Annotated in this window: 17 protein-coding genes and 2 tRNA genes; 4 read left to right on the top strand and 15 right to left on the bottom strand. The window is 67.5% G+C overall.

Features of this window, described 5'->3' with window-relative positions:
• Window positions 1–80: 80 nt before the first annotated feature.
• The 4 genes from LPW26_RS18190 to LPW26_RS18175 all read right to left on the bottom strand — a co-directional run bounded on the left by LPW26_RS18190 (window position 81) and on the right by LPW26_RS18175 (window position 3,612).
• Window positions 81–1,346, bottom strand: a complete 1,266-nt coding sequence (locus LPW26_RS18190; RefSeq protein ID WP_238736945.1) for an adenosylmethionine--8-amino-7-oxononanoate transaminase — start codon at window positions 1,344–1,346, stop codon at window positions 81–83.
• Entirely contained in the window at window positions 1,343–1,981 is a 639-nt protein-coding gene (bioD, locus tag LPW26_RS18185; protein WP_238736944.1) for a dethiobiotin synthase, read from the bottom strand. The genes LPW26_RS18190 and bioD overlap by 4 nt, the downstream gene beginning before the upstream one ends.
• Window positions 1,978–3,108, bottom strand: coding sequence for an 8-amino-7-oxononanoate synthase (locus LPW26_RS18180; protein ID WP_238736943.1), 1,131 nt, complete (start codon window positions 3,106–3,108; stop codon window positions 1,978–1,980). The genes bioD and LPW26_RS18180 overlap by 4 nt, the downstream gene beginning before the upstream one ends.
• 321 nt (window positions 3,109–3,429) lie before the next feature.
• Window positions 3,430–3,612, bottom strand: coding sequence for a hypothetical protein (locus tag LPW26_RS18175; protein WP_238736942.1), 183 nt, complete (start codon window positions 3,610–3,612; stop codon window positions 3,430–3,432).
• 15 nt (window positions 3,613–3,627) lie between these two features.
• Here LPW26_RS18175 and LPW26_RS18170 point away from each other — a divergent pair, with 15 nt between their 5' ends.
• Window positions 3,628–4,008 (top strand): hypothetical protein, encoded by a 381-nt coding sequence (locus LPW26_RS18170; RefSeq protein ID WP_238736941.1) that lies wholly within the window; start codon window positions 3,628–3,630, stop codon window positions 4,006–4,008.
• Between the two features lie 275 nt (window positions 4,009–4,283).
• Here the strand turns inward: LPW26_RS18170 and LPW26_RS18165 are convergent.
• From LPW26_RS18165 to LPW26_RS18120, 10 genes are all read right to left on the bottom strand, one after another.
• Window positions 4,284–4,359: transfer RNA gene (locus tag LPW26_RS18165), tRNA-Phe, on the bottom strand.
• Window positions 4,360–4,533: 174 nt separating this feature from the next.
• Complete coding sequence (gene yacG / locus LPW26_RS18160) at window positions 4,534–4,737, bottom strand: DNA gyrase inhibitor YacG (protein WP_238736940.1); 204 nt, start codon at window positions 4,735–4,737, stop codon at window positions 4,534–4,536.
• Window positions 4,727–5,350, bottom strand: a complete 624-nt coding sequence (locus LPW26_RS18155) for a Maf-like protein (RefSeq protein ID WP_238736939.1) — start codon at window positions 5,348–5,350, stop codon at window positions 4,727–4,729. The genes yacG and LPW26_RS18155 overlap by 11 nt, the downstream gene beginning before the upstream one ends.
• A gap of 102 nt (window positions 5,351–5,452) precedes the next feature.
• Window positions 5,453–6,610, bottom strand: coding sequence for an AAA family ATPase (locus tag LPW26_RS18150; protein ID WP_238736938.1), 1,158 nt, complete (start codon window positions 6,608–6,610; stop codon window positions 5,453–5,455).
• Window positions 6,611–6,885: 275 nt separating this feature from the next.
• Window positions 6,886–7,335, bottom strand: coding sequence for an arsenate-mycothiol transferase ArsC (locus LPW26_RS18145; RefSeq protein ID WP_238736937.1), 450 nt, complete (start codon window positions 7,333–7,335; stop codon window positions 6,886–6,888).
• A 5-nt stretch (window positions 7,336–7,340) separates the two neighbouring features.
• Window positions 7,341–7,832: a UPF0262 family protein gene (locus tag LPW26_RS18140; protein ID WP_238736936.1), complete on the bottom strand. Its 492-nt coding sequence runs from the start codon at window positions 7,830–7,832 to the stop codon at window positions 7,341–7,343.
• Window positions 7,829–9,124, bottom strand: coding sequence for a histidinol dehydrogenase (gene hisD, locus LPW26_RS18135; RefSeq protein ID WP_238736935.1), 1,296 nt, complete (start codon window positions 9,122–9,124; stop codon window positions 7,829–7,831). The genes LPW26_RS18140 and hisD overlap by 4 nt, the downstream gene beginning before the upstream one ends.
• A gap of 137 nt (window positions 9,125–9,261) precedes the next feature.
• Window positions 9,262–9,720 (bottom strand): DUF2948 family protein, encoded by a 459-nt coding sequence (locus LPW26_RS18130; RefSeq protein ID WP_238736934.1) that lies wholly within the window; start codon window positions 9,718–9,720, stop codon window positions 9,262–9,264.
• A gap of 19 nt (window positions 9,721–9,739) precedes the next feature.
• Window positions 9,740–11,029: a UDP-N-acetylglucosamine 1-carboxyvinyltransferase gene (gene murA, locus LPW26_RS18125; RefSeq protein WP_238736933.1), complete on the bottom strand. Its 1,290-nt coding sequence runs from the start codon at window positions 11,027–11,029 to the stop codon at window positions 9,740–9,742.
• A gap of 159 nt (window positions 11,030–11,188) precedes the next feature.
• A complete protein-coding gene (locus LPW26_RS18120; RefSeq protein WP_238736932.1) occupies window positions 11,189–11,482 on the bottom strand; it encodes a DUF3551 domain-containing protein in 294 nt (97 codons plus the stop codon).
• A gap of 222 nt (window positions 11,483–11,704) precedes the next feature.
• Here LPW26_RS18120 and LPW26_RS18115 point away from each other — a divergent pair, with 222 nt between their 5' ends.
• A complete protein-coding gene (locus tag LPW26_RS18115) occupies window positions 11,705–11,980 on the top strand; it encodes a hypothetical protein (RefSeq protein ID WP_238736931.1) in 276 nt (91 codons plus the stop codon).
• Window positions 11,981–12,339: 359 nt separating this feature from the next.
• Here LPW26_RS18115 and LPW26_RS18110 read toward each other — a convergent pair whose 3' ends face one another.
• Window positions 12,340–14,040 (bottom strand): FAD-dependent oxidoreductase, encoded by a 1,701-nt coding sequence (locus tag LPW26_RS18110; protein ID WP_238736930.1) that lies wholly within the window; start codon window positions 14,038–14,040, stop codon window positions 12,340–12,342.
• Between the two features lie 68 nt (window positions 14,041–14,108).
• On the opposite strand from LPW26_RS18110, the gene LPW26_RS18105 reads away from it, so the two are divergent.
• Window positions 14,109–14,807 (top strand): nuclear transport factor 2 family protein, encoded by a 699-nt coding sequence (locus LPW26_RS18105; protein WP_238736929.1) that lies wholly within the window; start codon window positions 14,109–14,111, stop codon window positions 14,805–14,807.
• Between the two features lie 277 nt (window positions 14,808–15,084).
• Window positions 15,085–15,159 (top strand) — tRNA-Thr (locus LPW26_RS18100).
• Window positions 15,160–15,239 lie beyond the last annotated feature (80 nt).

Below are 15,239 nucleotides of genomic sequence, written 5' to 3'. Positions count from 1 at the left end.
GCATCCACGCCTTTTCGGACCACGCGACGAACCATGGCGTGGATGGCCGGGGCAACAAGCTCGGCCATGACGAAAGAGAATTAGGCAACCGGAGCCGCAGCCACGATCTCGTCGATCGCGTCGTAGACCAGATCGAGGTCCGCCTCCGTGCTGCAATAAGGCGGCATCAGATAGATCGTGTTGCCGAGCGGCCGAACAAGCAGGTCTCGTGCGCGAAAGCTCTCGTACAGCATAGGTCCGATATTCGCCATGTAGCCGGCGTCGCCGGCCATGACATCGAGCGCCGCGATGGTGCCGAGCTGGCGGATGTTGGCGAAGCGCGCATCGGCGCGGAAGCGACCCAGCTTGCGGGACTGCAGCGCAGCGAGCGCGTCGATCCGCTGCATCACCGGCTCGGTGTCCCAGACTTCGAGATTGGCCAGCGCCGCCGCGCAGGCGATCGGGTTCGCCGTGTAGGAGCTCGAGTGGAAGAAGGTGCGGGTGCGATCGGGCGAATAGTGCGCGTCGAAAATATCGCCGCGACACAGCGTCACCGCGAGCGGCAGCGAGCCGCCGGTGAGGCCCTTGGAGTAGCAGGCGATGTCCGGCGCGATGCCGGCCTGCTCGCAGGCGAACCGCGTGCCGGTGCGGCCCCAGCCGGTCATCACCTCGTCGGCGATGAACAAGACATTGTGCCGTTCGCAGACCCGCTTCATCTCGGCCAGCACCGCTGGCGGATAGATCAGCATGCCGCCGGCGCCCAGGATCAGCGGCTCGACGATCAGCGCCGCGACGCCGCCCTCCGCGCAGGCGGCATCGAGCGCGTCGAACGTCACCTGCTCGCCGCCCTGCTCGGGAAATGGGATGCGATCGACCGCGAACAGCAGCGGGTCATATGGCGCGTTGAACACGCCGCGCTCGCCGACCGACATGCCGCCGATGGTGTCGCCGTGATACGCGTCCTGCAGCGCCAGGATGCGGCTGCGATTCTCCCCGCGATGCCGCCAGAAGCCGAGCGCCATCTTCAGCGCGACCTCGACCGAGGTCGAGCCGCTGTCGGAAAAGAACACGTACTCCAGCTCCGGCGGCGTAATGGCAACCAGTCGCCGCGCGAGCTGCTCGGCCGGCTCGTGGGTGAAGCCGGCGAAGATCACCTGGTCGAGCTTGTCCGCCTGCGCCTTGATGGCCTGCACGATGTGCGGATGCCGGTGGCCGTGGGTGATCACCCACCAGGACGAGATCGCATCGAAGATACGCCGGCCATCGGCACCCTCGAGCCAAGCGCCCTCGCCGCGCGCGATCGGGATCGCCTCGGGCTGCACCGCGTGCTGGGTGAACGGATGCCAGACGGGAGAGGTTGAAGTCATCGCGGAGCTTTCAGAAAATCGTCGGTGTTGAAGTTCGCCGCGAACGCCGCGCGCAGAGCCGCGGCGGTGAGTTCGGGCAGATGCGGCAGGCGGCCGAGCCGGCGCGCGCGGCTGAACTCCACGATGACGCGCTCGGAGTCGGCGTTCTCGTCGCCGATGAAAGCGATGCCGAGCAGCGGAATGTCGCGCGCGCGCAGCGCCTCGACCGACAGCAGCGTGTGATTGATGGTGCCGAGCGTGGTGCGGGCACACAGCACCACCGGCGCCTGCCAGCGCGCGAACACGTCGATGGTCAGCAGCGTGCGGGTCAGCGGCACCAGCAGCCCGCCGGCGCCTTCGATCACCAGCGGCCGTTCGGTCCGCGGCAGCACGAGCTTCTCCGGATCGATGGTGACACCGTCGAGCTCGGCGGCGAGATGCGGCGAGGCCGGCGTATTCAGCCGATACGCTTCCGGCAGCAACCGCGTGTCCGGCAAACCGGAGAGCCGGAGCACGCTGTCGCGGTCGGTGCCGTCGTCGAGGCCGGCCTGCACCGGCTTCCAATAGTCGGCATCCAGCGCGCCGGCGAGCGACGCGGCGAACACGGTCTTGCCGACGCCGGTGTCGGTGCCGGTGACGATGATGCGAGCGTTCATGCGGCCATCCGCATGTCTTCGGCCAGCGCCGCAAACAGATCGGCCACGATCGCCTCGGTGATATTCGCCGTCAGCGCGATGCGCAGCCGCGCGGTGCCTTCCGGCACGGTCGGCGGCCGGATCGCACGGATATCGAAGCCGCGCCGCTGCAGCGACGCCGCGACCGCGACCGCCGCCTGATCGGCGCCGATCACCACCGGCACGATATGCGAGCCGGACGCCTCCAGCCCGCAGCGCCGGCGCAGTTCGCGCCCGGCGAAGGCGACCAGCCGCGCCAGCCGCTCGCGCCGCTCCGGATTGGTGCGCGACAATTCGATCGCCGCGCGGGTAATCGCCGCGGTGAGCGGCGACGGCGCGGTGGCGAAGATGAAGGGCCGCGAACGATTGACGAGAAAATCGCGCAACGTGCGCGGCGCCAGGATGAAGCCGCCGACGGTGCCGAGCGCCTTGCCGCAGGTGTGCAGCGTGACAACGTTCTGCCGCCCCTCGAACTGCGCCGCGAGGCCGCGGCCTTGCGGGCCGAGCACGCCGGTGGCGTGCGCCTCGTCGATCACCAGCATCGCATCGTGACGATCGGCGACCGCGAACAAGCCATCGAGATCGGGGCTGTCGCCGTCCATGCTGTACAGGCTCTCGACCGACAGCCACGGCCGCCCCTTGCCGCCAGCCGTGCGCCAGCGCACGATCGCGCTCTCGAACGCGTCGATGTCGTTGTGCGGCACGCCGACGAACTCGGCGCGGCCACGGCGCAGCCCCTCGTGCACGCTGGCGTGGATCAGTTCGTCATGGACGACGAGATCGCCGCGCTGCGGCAGCGCCGAGAAGATCGCGTAATTGGCGACGAAGCCGCCGCCGAAATACAGCGCCGTCTCGGCGCCGAAATACGCTGCCGCTTCCGTCTCCAGCGCCTCGTGCTCCGGATGATTGCCGCGCAGCAGCCGCGAGCCGCCGGAGCCAACCGGCACGCCGCGCGCCACCGCCTCGGCCGCGGCGCGGTTCAGCTCCTCGGATTCGGCGAGACCCAGATAATCGTTCGACGTGAAGTCGATCCCCGCGCGCTCCTTGAGCGCCCGCAGCCGCCCCCGCGCCGCCAACCCGCGCAGATCGGCCTCGAATTCCTCATGCATGATCGTGATTCATCCTGATGCGCCCCGCCAGAACCCTGCCCGCGCGGCGACGAAAACACTTGCCCCAAGACGCTACGGCGGAAGCCGGCGGCCAGGCAGCCACCCTGCTTAACCGCGAAGCATCATCTGCAAAACCCAGCAATCCGCATGCCCGCCCGACCGGGCAGCAATGGGGCGAGCAGGCTGAACGGTTTAGAATTTCTCGGTGATCCGCAGCAGGTGCGTGGCAAGTGTCGGAATGTGACGAAGTAAGACCCGCTAACCTCGGCTCTGAAATCCAGAGCATCCGTACCGAGGCCGACGATGATGAAGTATCGCGCTTCAAGAACCTGGACAACGATCGGCGCGGGCTGCGGCAATCAGAAGTTGAGTGCGATGCGGCTGTTCAGCAAATAGCATGCCATCAAAATCACATCCAACAATATCAAATATCGTTGTTGACGTGTTGGCAACATCGGTTAATGTATCGGCAATCCCCGGACGGCCGGTGCGGTTTTTCAACACGAAAGGATACCTAGAATGAGTTTTGACGAGCGTTACCAAGACGGGCGAAACGGTCCGCTGAGCAAGTCTCTGCGCGACCGCCTCTCCCGCTTCCGTGGCATTTTCACGCTTGCGGAGATCGGCGAAGCGATCGGGTTTAGCGGCCCCTTCGTCAGCCAAATCCTGAACGAGAAGCGTCCCGCGCGCGTGGACAGCAAGCACATTGATCGCGTTGTTCGCGCGGTCGAGGACGCTGAAGCCAAGCACGCGAAGAAGCTGGGCCTGACCAAGCCGCAGAACGGTGCCGATGCGCCTCCGGTTGCGCCCACTCCTAAGGAGAAGAACACCCTAGACTACCACCTGAACGCAATTGACGCGCTCGGCTGGAAGATCATGGGTCTCGAACGCAAGTCGTAATTTCCATCACCAAATGTCAGACGGCGGGTACCCATTAGGCGCCCGCCGCTTTTTTGTTCTCCTCGCCATTCGATGTCGAGCTTCCAGTTCTGCGTCCGCAGTCCGTGCCACTTCCGGTGCCGGTCAATCTGCGCTGGCGTGCACAGTTACGTCTCCCCGACAATAGGCGCACGAGTATTCGACCTGCGCCTTCGGCTTTGCCTTTTGCTTTTGGTCGAGCGATTTAGATTTTTGAGCTGCTATAGTGCGCTGTCAGGAACAGCGGCGAAAACTGATGGTGCCCAGGGGCGGGATCGAACCACCGACACTGCGATTTTCAGTCGCATGCTCTACCAACTGAGCTACCTGGGCGTTCCGCCCGGGCAATGCCGGGGGAGCGCCGGGTTATAGTCAGCCAAATCGGCGCTGTCCACCCATCCGCAACACTCCGGTGACAGGAAAATCGGGGATTGTCCGGCCGGCGGGATGGACGCCGCCGAAGGTCCCGCCGCGGCTCAGCCGGGCCCCGGAGCCAAGCCCGGCGGCTCAGTCCTCGTCGTCGTCCGCGGGGGCGGCCGGGATGGCGTAGGAGCCGGACAGCCAGCGGTTGAGGTCGACGTCGCGGCAGCGCTCGCTGCAGAACGGGTGCGACTCGGGCATCGCCGGCTTGCGGCAGATCGGACAGCTCTTGGCCTTGACCTTGGCTTTGGCCGGCCGCGCGGCCTTTGCGGCGGGCTTCTCAGGAGGCATTGAGCCAACCGTGGCGGATCGGGAAGCCTTCGCCGCCGAGCAGCGTCAGTGTTTCGTACAGCGGAAGGCCGACGATGTTGGTGTAGGAGCCGACGATCTTGACCACGAAGCTGCCGGCGATGCCCTGCACCGCATAGCCACCGGCCTTGCCGCGCCATTCGCCGGAGGCGACGTAGCCGTCGATATCCTCTTCGGACAGCCGCTTGAACCTGACCTTGCTCTCGACCAGCCGCTGCCGGAAGCCGCCCTTCGGCGTCACCAGGCAGATCGCCGAATAGACCCGATGGTTGCGGCCGCTGAGCAGCCGCAGGCACTGCGACGCCTCGTCGACCAGCTCGGCCTTGGGCAGGATGCGGCGGCCGACGGCGACCACCGTGTCGGCGGTCAGCACGAAGGCGCCGCGCAGGTCGTCGTCGAGTTGCACCGACTTCAGCGCCGCCTCAGCCTTGGCGCGGGCGAGCCGCGTGGCGCAGGCGCGCGGCAGCTCGCCTTTGGTCGGCGTTTCGTCGACATCGGCCGGCCGCAGCGCGTCGGGCTCGATCCCGGACTGGTTGAGCAGAGCGAGCCGGCGCGGCGAAGCGGACGCGAGAACGAGTTTGGGACGGCCGAGCATGCGGAACTTCGATTCGGGCGGGTGGCGGGAAAGGAGCCGGAACCTATCGGAAGGCGAAAGCCGGGACAACAGGCGGCGGCGCAGATCCGCAGAGCCGACGCGTCAGCGCGCCGGCCAGTTCCAGGACGGCAGGTCGCCGTCGCGCACCACCGTCTCGCTCAGCTCCTTTTCGAGCACGATCTGCCGGCAATCGGCCTCTCGGCCGAGCGCCGACACCAGGCCCTCGGCGTGGGAGACCACCACGACCTGCGACCGCTCCGCCGCCGCAGCGATCAGGCGGGCGAGCGGGCGCAGCAGGTCCGGGTGCAGGCTGGCCTCCGGCTCGTTGAGGATCATCAGCTCCGGCGGCCGCGGCGAGCACAGCGCCGCGACCAGCAGCAGGTAGCGCAGCGTACCGTCGGACAGCTCCGCCGCTTTGAGCGGCCGCAGCAGGCCGTGCTGCTGCATCGCCAGTTCGAAATAGCCGTCGAGCTCGGAGACGATCAGGCGGGCACGCGGAAATGCGTCGTCGATCGTCGCCGCCAGCGCATCCGGATCGCCGATCTCCAGGATGGTCTGGATCGCGGCGGCCAGATCGGCGCCGTCGCCGCCCAGCACCGGCGTATGGGTGCCGATCTGCGGCCGCCGCGCCGGCGCGTCGCGGTCGGTGCGCAGCTGGTCGTAGAACCGCCAGCTCCGCATCCGGTCGCGCAGCAGCAGCAGTTCGAGCGCGTCGCGCGGATCGGCGCCGTGGGTCATCATGCTGTCGGAGGCGGCGAGCTGGCGATACACCTCGCGCCATTGCCCGCCCTCGTCGCGCACCCGCACCAGCGGCCCGCGCCGCTCCGCGAAGGCGTTGGCGCGGCCGAGCAATTCGCCGGTCCACACGCTCTCGACCTTGATTTCCGGATCGCGCCCGAACAGCGAAGTGGCGTCCGGCAGCGGCAGGCCGAGGTCGATCGCGTAGCCGTAGTCGGTCCCGGCAAAGCCGAGCTTGAGGCCGACCCGCGTACTCCGCGTCGTGCCCTGCACCGGCTGCGCCCCGCGCTTCATCGCCCGCGACACGGTTTCGGGCCCCGCCCACAGCGTCGACTGCAATCCGCCTTCCGCCGCCAGCGACTGCACCACCCGCCCCTGCGCGATCTCCGCCAGCAGCCGCAGCGCCCGATACAGACTCGACTTGCCCGCGCCATTCGCCCCGGTGACGACATTGAGCGGCCCGAGCGTGAGCCGCACATCGCGCAAGGATCGATAGCCGGAGACTGCAAGGCGGGTGATCATCGGATGGCCCGGACGTGAACGATACGGACGGGATAGCAGATCGCGGCCGGGAGCCAAACGCGGCGGCAACAGGCGGTGCGGTCGCCTCGCGCACAGCGAGCTCCCTCGCCCCGCGCTTGCGGGGAGAGGGTTGGGGTGAGGGGCAGGCCGCGAGTCGCGGGCTCTCGGCTGCGCGGAAACGCCCCCTCGCCCGGATTGCTGCGCAATCCGACCTCTCCCCGCGCGCGGGGAGAGGTTACGCTGTGCTCGGGGCAAGCTGCTCACACGTAGCGTAACTACTCATTCCCCCCGCTGTGACGCCCGAACCGCTTGTAGATGCGCTGCATCAGCGTCTCGGCGACGTCGCCATAGGCGGCGATGCGTTGGTCGCGGGTGCCTTCGGCGCCGGTGGGATCGTAGGTCGGCCAGTATTCGACGTCGATGGCGTGGGTGCGGGTCAGCTCCAGCGCCTTGTGATGCGCCTCGGGCGACAGCGTCACGATCAGGTCGAAGTTCAGGCCCTCGTAATCGTCGAGTTCTTCGAATGTCGTCGGCTTGTGCCGGGAGATATCGAGGCCACGCTCGGCCATCGCCGCCACGGCGAACGGGTCGAGCTCCTGCGTCTTCACCCCGACCGAGCGGATGTACATCGTGCGCGGCGCGATGCTGCGCAGCAGGCCTTCGGCCATCGGCGAACGGACGCTGTTCATGCCGCAGGCGAACAGCACCGCTTGCGGCTGCCGCATGCGCGTCAGCCCTTCCAGTGCAGCACCGAAATAAGCGTAAACAGCCGGCGCGCGGTCTCGAAGTCGATCCGGACCTTGCCGGCGAGGCGTTCCTGCAAGGTGTGCGAGCCCTCGTCGTGGATGCCGCGGCGGCCCATGTCGATGGCTTCGATCTTGTCGGGCGTCGCGGTGCGGATCGCCTGGTAGTAGCTGTCGCAGATCATGAAGTAGTCCTTCACGATGCGCCTGAACGGCGACAGCGACAACAGATGCGTGATCACCGGCGTGCCGTCCTCGCGGCGGATGTCGAACATCAGCCGCGAGCCAGTGATGCCGATATGCAGCGTGAACGGGCCCTCGGCACCGTTCTCCGGCGCGAACAGATTCTTCTCGACCAGATCGTAGATCGCGATGGCGCGCTCGTGCTCGATGTCCGGCCCGGACCGCCCGATCGATTCCTCATCGAGCGTGACCGCGACGATGCGATTGTTGGAATCGTCTGGTTCCGAAGTACTCATCGCCGGTTCAGACGCAGTCCCACCGAGCGCGCATGCGCATCCAGCCCCTCGGCGTTGCCGAGCGTCATCGCCGCCGGCCCCAGCGCCGCGAGCTGCTCCGGCCCGCATTTCAGGATCGAGGTGCGCTTCATGAAGTCGAGCACACCGAGCCCGGACGAGAACCGCGCCGAACGCGCGGTCGGCAGCACGTGGTTGGAGCCGCCCACATAGTCGCCGATCGCCTCCGGCGTATGCGCGCCGAGGAAGATCGCGCCGGCATTGCGGATCCTTGCCGCGAAGGCTTCCGGATCGGCGGTGATGATTTCGAGATGCTCGGCTGCGATCGCATCCGCCAGCGGCGCGGCGTCGTCGAGCTTGGCCACCTTGATGATGGCGCCGTAGGCGTCCCACGACGCGCGCGCGATCTTTTCCCGCGGCAGCGTGGTGAGCTGCGCCTCGACGGCGCGCTCGACCTGTGCGGCCAGCTCGGCATCGTCAGTGATCAGGATCGACTGCGCATTGGCGTCGTGCTCGGCCTGCGCCAACAGATCGGCGGCGATCCAGTCCGGATTGCCGGTGGCGTCGGCGACGACGACGACTTCGGACGGACCGGCGATCATGTCGATGCCGACGCGGCCGAACACCAGCCGCTTGGCGGCCGCCACATAGGCGTTGCCCGGGCCGACGATCTTGGACACCGGCGCGATCGTCGCGGTGCCGTAGGCCAGCGCCGCTACCGCCTGCGCGCCACCGACGCGGTAGATCTCGGTGACGCCGCCGAGCGCGGCCGCCGCCAGCACCAGCGGGTTGAGTTTGCCGTCCGGCGACGGCACCACCATCACGACGCGTTCGACGCCCGCCACCTTGGCCGGGATGGCGTTCATCAGCACCGAGGATGGATACGCCGCGGTGCCGCCCGGCACGTACAGCCCGACCGCCTCGACGGCGCTCCAGCGCCAACCGAGTTCGACGCCGAGCGCGTCGGTGAAGCGGTCGTCCTTCGGCAGCTGCCGGCGGTGAAAGAACTCGATGCGGTCGCGCGCGAATTTCAGTGCCTCGATGGTCGCCGGATCGCACGCCTTCACGGCGGCCTCGATCTCGGCCGCTGTGACGCGCAGGCCGTCGGCGGTCAGGCTCAGCCGGTCGAACTTCGCGGTGGCTTCGAGCAGAGCCGCGTCGCCGCGCGCCGCGACATCGTCGACGATCGTCCGCGTCGCCGCCTCGATATCCGCCGCCACCTCCCGCTTCATGGCGAGGAAGGCTTTGAACTGCGAGGCAAAATCGGTGCTGGCGCTATCGAGACGAATGGGCATTTTCAAGCTTCCGGGAGGCGCGTCGGCCCATGCGGGCATGATGCTCAATGGCGCGGCGACTTACCGCCGTCAACCCTTATGCCGGAAGGCTTTCGCTTCGGTTGCCGGATCGGGCGAAGCCGCCCGGTCCCGCGAGGCTAGCCGAGGCCGCCGAGATCCTCGGGCGCATCGCGCGGGGCGTCCCCGGTGCCGAGATGGTCGGGGCCGAGATCGGTCAGGGCACACTCCAGGCACTCGACATCCAGCCGCAGCATGCCGCCGCGGGAAAACATCAGCACCACGCTACCGCCCGGCGGCTCAGGCGCCGGATAGAACTCGATCCCGATCAATTCCAGCGCGGCGTCGGGCGCCTCGATGTCGATCTTGCGGGACTTGCAGGCGAGCACCCGGTCGAACCGCAGCGCCGCGATCAGCCGGCCCGGCACCGGCTCGCCGGACAGGGTCTGCTCCCAATCCAGCCGATGCAGACCGACCACCAGGCGTTTTTCGGCCTGACGCCAGACGATGTCGGCGGTTTCGACTCTCGCATCCTGGACATGGGCGGAGATCACCGCGAGGTCATCAGGGTCGAGCGCGATCAGTTTCAACTCACCCAAGGCAACCCCCGCGCGGCATTTATCCGCTGATCCGTTCGATGGTGGCGCCGCAGGCCGACAGCTTTTCTTCGAGCCGCTCGAAGCCGCGATCGAGATGATAGATCCGGTTGACCATGGTCTCGCCGTCGGCGGCGAGCGCCGCGATCACCAGCGACACCGAGGCGCGCAGATCGGTCGCCATCACCGGCGCGCCGCGCAGCTGAGAGACGCCGTCGATCGTCGCGGTCTCGCCGTCGAGCGAGATCTTGGCGCCGAACCGCGCCAGCTCCTGCACGTGCATGAAGCGGTTTTCGAAGATCGTTTCGGTGATGTGCGAGGCGCCCTTGGCGCGCGTCATCAGCGCCATCAGCTGCGCCTGCAGATCGGTGGGAAAGCCCGGGAACGGCGCGGTCGTCACTGTCACCGGACTGATGCCGGCGCCGTTGCGCGCAACCTTGATGCCGTCGTTGTTGGGCGTGATGCTGACGCCGGCCTGGATCAGCACATCGAGCGCGGCCTGCAGCAATTCGGGCCGCGCGCCCGAGAGCTGCACCTCGCCGCCGGTCATCGCCACCGCCATCGCATAGGTGCCGGTCTCGATGCGGTCCGGCAGCACCGTGTGGCGGGCGCCGTGCAGCGTGCCGACGCCTTCGATCAGAATCCGCGGCGTGCCGGCGCCGGTGATCTTGGCGCCCATCTTGTTGAGGCAGTCGGCGACGTCGGCGATCTCAGGCTCGCAGGCCGCGTTGGAGATGATGGTGCTGCCCTTGGCGAGCGTCGCGGCCATCAGCGCCACATGGGTGCCGCTGACCGTGACCTTGGGGAATTCGATGGTGGCGCCCTTCAGCCCGCCGGGCGCCTTGGCGATCACATAGCCGCCATCGATCGAAATCTCGGCACCGAGCTTTTCCAGTGCCATGATCAACAGGTCGACCGGACGGGTGCCGATGGCACAGCCGCCGGGCAGCGACACCTTGGCTTCGTGCATCCGGGCCAGCAGCGGCGCAATCACCCAGAAGCTGGCGCGCATCTTCGACACCAGCTCGTAGGGCGCGGTCGTGTCGATGATGTTCTTGGCCGAGATGTGCAGGGTCTGGCCCTGATATTCGTGATCACCCGGCCGCTTGCCGGCCGCCATGATGTCCACGCCATGATTGCCGAGGATCCGCTGCAATTGGGCGACATCGGCGAGCCGCGGAACGTTGTCGAGAATCAGGGTTTCATCGCTCAGCAGCGCAGCGATCATCAACGGCAGAGCTGCGTTCTTGGCGCCCGAAATCGGGATGGTGCCGTGCAGCTTGTTGCCGCCGATAATCCGAATGCGATCCATGCCGATTCCCGCCTTTGAGCCGTGACCATATACGGCACAACCGCCGTCCGTGGCAAAAGCGTGGAAACTGAGGCTATTTCATGGGCTTGCGGGGCGCGCCCGGGGTTTTGGCCGGCGCACCCCGACGAATCGGGCGTTTCGCAGTTTCAGACGAGCGCCTTACCAGCGCGTGTCGCCGTAAGTGCGATAGTCACGATGGCGCGGCTCACGGAACGCTACGCGCGGGTTGAGGATACAGTCGGCGAGCCGGCCCGAAGCGGACTCACGGCACTGCCGATACGACGCATAGTTGCAATCGCCCGGATAGCCGTAGCCCGGCGAGTTCAGGCAATACGGATAGTCCCGCGCCTCCGCGGGCGTGCCCCCGACGAGACTGACACCCGCGACCGCCGTCACCGCCGCGAAGGCCGCCAATGCGCGGCGCGAGAGCAGATTCTTCAAAGCTTGTTTCATGCGTGTCTCCATCGTGATTGCCCAAACAATCCGTTGTGGCGGCGGTCGTTCCTGTCGCAGATCCGCTCAACCCTTCCTACGCGCTTCGGGTTCCGATGCAAACTGCGGCGCGGCAAGACGCCGCCAGGCTATTTGTCGTTCCACGGAACGGTGCGCCAGCGTGCTGGTTTTCCAGCCAGTGCAAAAGCACGTGAAACGGGAACGATATATCCAGGACGATCCATGAGCTCCCGCATGACCAAGATCGCTGGCGCCGCCGCTGCCGCGTTGCTCGCCGCGGCCGCGCAGGGCCAGACCGACACCCGCGGCAACGCGATGGGATCGCAGAACGTCGGAAACGGCGGCATGCAGCGCGGCACGATGGCACCCGCCCTCGGTACCACCACGGGCGCGGCCGGCAGCATGAACGGTGAGAATCACCCAATGCCGTCTTCGACCCAGGGCGATGTCGGCCCGGGCGGCAACAACAATGGCACCCTCACCGGCCCGGCGCGCTAATTACCAGCGCGGAGAGCCAAGAAGGCCTCGGCATTGCCGGTGCCTTCTTCTTTGCAGCCGCGGACGCTAGGCGCGCGCGTAGCTCGGCGCCGGATGGTAGCGGCGCAGCGCCGCGATGATCATCACCGCGACTGCGATTGCGTCCCATCTCGCCAGCTCAAGCCGCAGCGCGCGCTCCCTCTCCCGCTTGCGGGAAAGGACTGGGATGAGGGCGACGCGGGAACAGTGCCTGTGTGAAGGCGACGCACATTCAGTGCCTGGGGCCCTCCACCCCTGCCCCTCCCCGCAAGGTGGGGAGGGGAGCAAGGCCATACTTGGGGGCTGTGTCACTTCTGGCAGCGGCCTTTGAGACAAGTCACCTAACTCAGCGAATCAGCCAGATAGCCGTGCAGCGCGGCGACCACCTGGGCGCCTTCGCCGATCGCGCCGCCGACGCGCTTGACCGATCCGGAGCGCACGTCGCCGACCGCGAACACGCCCGGCACCGAGGTCTCCAGCGCCTGCGTCGACCGCTGGTTGCTGGCGCCGTCGACCGGCACGCCGGTGACGACGAAGCCGCCGCGGTCGAGATTGACGCCGCAACCGTCGAGCCAGCCGGTCGCCGGATCGGCGCCGACGAACAGGAACAGGTTGCGCACCTGCATCGGCCAGGTTTCGCCCGAAAGCCGGCTGCGCAGCGTGACGCGTTCCAGCCCGGCGTCCGGCGCGCCATCGAGCTCGACCACCTCGGTGTTGAACACCAGCTCGATATTCGGCGTCGATTCAATCCGCTCGATCAGGTAGCGCGACATGCTGGCGGCGAGGCCGCCGCCGCGGATCACCATGTGGACGCGCGCCGCGTGCGTCGACAGAAACACCGCCGCCTGCCCGGCGCTGTTGCCGCCGCCGACCAGGATCACCTCCTGCTCCTTGCACAGCCGCGCTTCGATCGGCGACGCCCAGTAGTACACGCCGCGGCCGTCGAACGCCGCCAGATTGGCGATCTCCGGCCGGCGATAGCGCGCGCCGCTGGCCACCACGATGGCGCGGGCGCGCAGCGCTTCACCGTCATCGAGGTCGAGCGCGAAAGTGCCGTCGTCGCGGCTGCAGTCGAGCGCCTTGACCTCGATCGGGATCATCACATCGGCGCCGAATTTCTGCGCCTGGTTGAACGCCCGCGCCGTCAGCGCGTGGCCGGAGATGCCGGTCGGAAAGCCCAGATAGTTCTCGATCCGCGCGCTGGCGCCGGCCTGTCCGCCGAACGCGCGCTGATCGAACACCGCGACCGACAGGCCTTCGGAGGCCGCATACACCGCCGTTGCCAGCCCGGCCGGGCCGGCCCCGACGATGGCGACGTCATAGACCTTGCCGGGCTCGATCTGGCCGATCATGCCGACAGCGCGGGCGAGTTCGGATTCGCGCGGGTTGCGCAGCACAGTGCCGTCCGGCGTCACCACCAGCGGCAGATCGCCGGGCGAAGGCGAGTAGCGCGCCACGAGATCACCGGCGTCGCGATCGAGCGCGGGATCGAGCAGATGATGCGGCAGGCCGTTACGGGTGAGGAAGCCCATCAGCCGCACGACATCCGAGGACGTTGACGAACCGATCAGCACCGGTCCGCCGACGCCGCCCTGCAGCAGATTGACCCGGCGCAAGATCAGCGCCCGCATGATCCGCTCGCCGAGATCGGCCTCGGCGACCATCAGGGCGCGCAACCGCTCCGGCGGCACCAGCAGGCATTCGACCTCGCCTTCGGCGCAGCCGTCCACCAGCGAGACGCGGCCCGACAGCTGGCTGATCTCGCCGAGAAACTGCCCCGGGCCCTGCTCGGCGACCGGTGTGACGCGGCCGAGCCCGTCGCGCTGGGTCACCGCGACGTTGCCGGCCAGCACCACGAACATGCCCGGCCCCGGCTTGCCGGTTTCGAACAGCAGTTCGTGGTCGGCATAGCGCCGGATCTCGCCGAACCGGCGGATGCGCGCGATCTCGGCCGGCGTCAGCACCGGGAAGGTCTGGTCGTAGCGATCGTTGCGCTTGCCGGCGGCCGCTGCGCTCGCGCGCTCCGTCTCATCGATGCTCATCGACGCTCTCCTTCGACGTTCGGCGCAGTTCTTTCGGTCAGGTCATCGGCGGCGGCGCGCCGGCTGTCTTGAACGTTTTCGCTGTCATCATCCCCCTGCCCCCGGGGCTGACCGGCGCGGCCCCGGGCCTGCAATTTGCGCCGTTTCAAATTATCGCGCAGCGCATCGCGAAGTCGCGCCTGCCGACCGGTCGGATCCTTGGCGGAGGGCGGCGGCTCCGTCGTCATGACACGTCCCCGCCTACGGCGATGGTCGCGGTTGTCAGGGCACAAAGCTTGGTCTGCATTGAGGGTCCAGATCGGATGGAGAGTCGAATGTCCGACGACACTTATGCGTTGGCGGCCGCATCGCAACAGACCATCGCGGCCTGGCATCGGGCGCTTCCCGCCGCCGACGTCCCGGCGCTGACGGCGCTGCTGACCGAGGATGTGACCTTCTTTTCGCCAACGGTACAATCGCCGATCCGCGGCCGTGAGGCTACCCTGCTGGTGCTGCGCACGGTGGCCGAGGTGCTGCAGAACATCCGCTATCGGCGCATCTTGGCCGGTGGTCCGTGCGAGGCCGCGCTCGAGTTCAGCGCCGAAATCGGCAAGCTGCCGCTCAACGGCATCAATCTGATGCGTTTCGATGCCGACGGCCGGATCCGAGAATTCGAAGTGATGATGCGGCCGCTGAGGTCGCTGTCCGCGGTCGCTGATGCCGTCGGCAACCGCGTCGCGCCGAGGATGCTCGAGCTCAAGCTGAAAGCCAGCCCGGGCAACGTCTAATTCGCCTCAAGGCGGATGAAGCCAGGTCTCGGGATCGACCTCCTGGGATCGACGTTCGGGACGACATCTGCAGACGCCCGTGGCAGCACAATCCGAAGCCTCCGCGGGCCTCGGCGTGTTGTGATTCCTGACGGATTGCCTGCCGGGCCGACTTTTTGCCTGATCCGGGTTTTTTCCCCTGCCCCGGGCGCGATCCGCTTGCGCCGGGCCAAGCCCTGTGGCAAGGATCGCCCCGCCGCACGGGAAGCCTTCGAGGCTGATTCCCGCGCCAGCCCATGCTGCCGTAGCTCAGTGGTAGAGCACTCCCTTGGTAAGGGAGAGGTCGTGAGTTCGATCCTCCCCGGCAGCACCATTCAACCAGCAAGTTCAGAGACTTGAACAGGCGCGGGGTTGCCGCTCGGCTGCCTGGATTCGGCCGTTCCAGAGCCAGCC

The sequence above is a fragment of the Rhodopseudomonas infernalis genome (assembly GCF_022271405.1).
GTDB lineage: Bacteria > Pseudomonadota > Alphaproteobacteria > Rhizobiales > Xanthobacteraceae > Rhodopseudomonas > Rhodopseudomonas infernalis.
Note: the sequence above shows the minus strand (reverse complement) of the source record. Positions and strands in the feature narration are given on the sequence as shown.

Bases quoted from the DNA above. Each gene is read 5' to 3' on its own strand.
- LPW26_RS18190 (WP_238736945.1), bottom strand. From the start codon at position 1,346: ATGACTTCAACCTCTCCCGTCTGGCATCCGTTCACCCAGCACGCGGTG.
- bioD (WP_238736944.1), bottom strand. From the start codon at position 1,981: ATGAACGCTCGCATCATCGTCACCGGCACCGACACCGGCGTCGGCAAG.
- LPW26_RS18180 (WP_238736943.1), bottom strand. From the start codon at position 3,108: ATGCATGAGGAATTCGAGGCCGATCTGCGCGGGTTGGCGGCGCGGGGG.
- LPW26_RS18170 (WP_238736941.1), top strand. From the start codon at position 3,628: ATGAGTTTTGACGAGCGTTACCAAGACGGGCGAAACGGTCCGCTGAGC.
- yacG (WP_238736940.1), bottom strand. From the start codon at position 4,737: ATGCCTCCTGAGAAGCCCGCCGCAAAGGCCGCGCGGCCGGCCAAAGCC.
- LPW26_RS18155 (WP_238736939.1), bottom strand. From the start codon at position 5,350: ATGCTCGGCCGTCCCAAACTCGTTCTCGCGTCCGCTTCGCCGCGCCGG.
- LPW26_RS18150 (WP_238736938.1), bottom strand. From the start codon at position 6,610: ATGATCACCCGCCTTGCAGTCTCCGGCTATCGATCCTTGCGCGATGTG.
- LPW26_RS18145 (WP_238736937.1), bottom strand. From the start codon at position 7,335: ATGCGGCAGCCGCAAGCGGTGCTGTTCGCCTGCGGCATGAACAGCGTC.
- LPW26_RS18140 (WP_238736936.1), bottom strand. From the start codon at position 7,832: ATGAGTACTTCGGAACCAGACGATTCCAACAATCGCATCGTCGCGGTC.
- hisD (WP_238736935.1), bottom strand. From the start codon at position 9,124: ATGCCCATTCGTCTCGATAGCGCCAGCACCGATTTTGCCTCGCAGTTC.
- murA (WP_238736933.1), bottom strand. From the start codon at position 11,029: ATGGATCGCATTCGGATTATCGGCGGCAACAAGCTGCACGGCACCATC.
- LPW26_RS18120 (WP_238736932.1), bottom strand. From the start codon at position 11,482: ATGAAACAAGCTTTGAAGAATCTGCTCTCGCGCCGCGCATTGGCGGCC.
- LPW26_RS18115 (WP_238736931.1), top strand. From the start codon at position 11,705: ATGAGCTCCCGCATGACCAAGATCGCTGGCGCCGCCGCTGCCGCGTTG.
- LPW26_RS18110 (WP_238736930.1), bottom strand. From the start codon at position 14,040: ATGAGCATCGATGAGACGGAGCGCGCGAGCGCAGCGGCCGCCGGCAAG.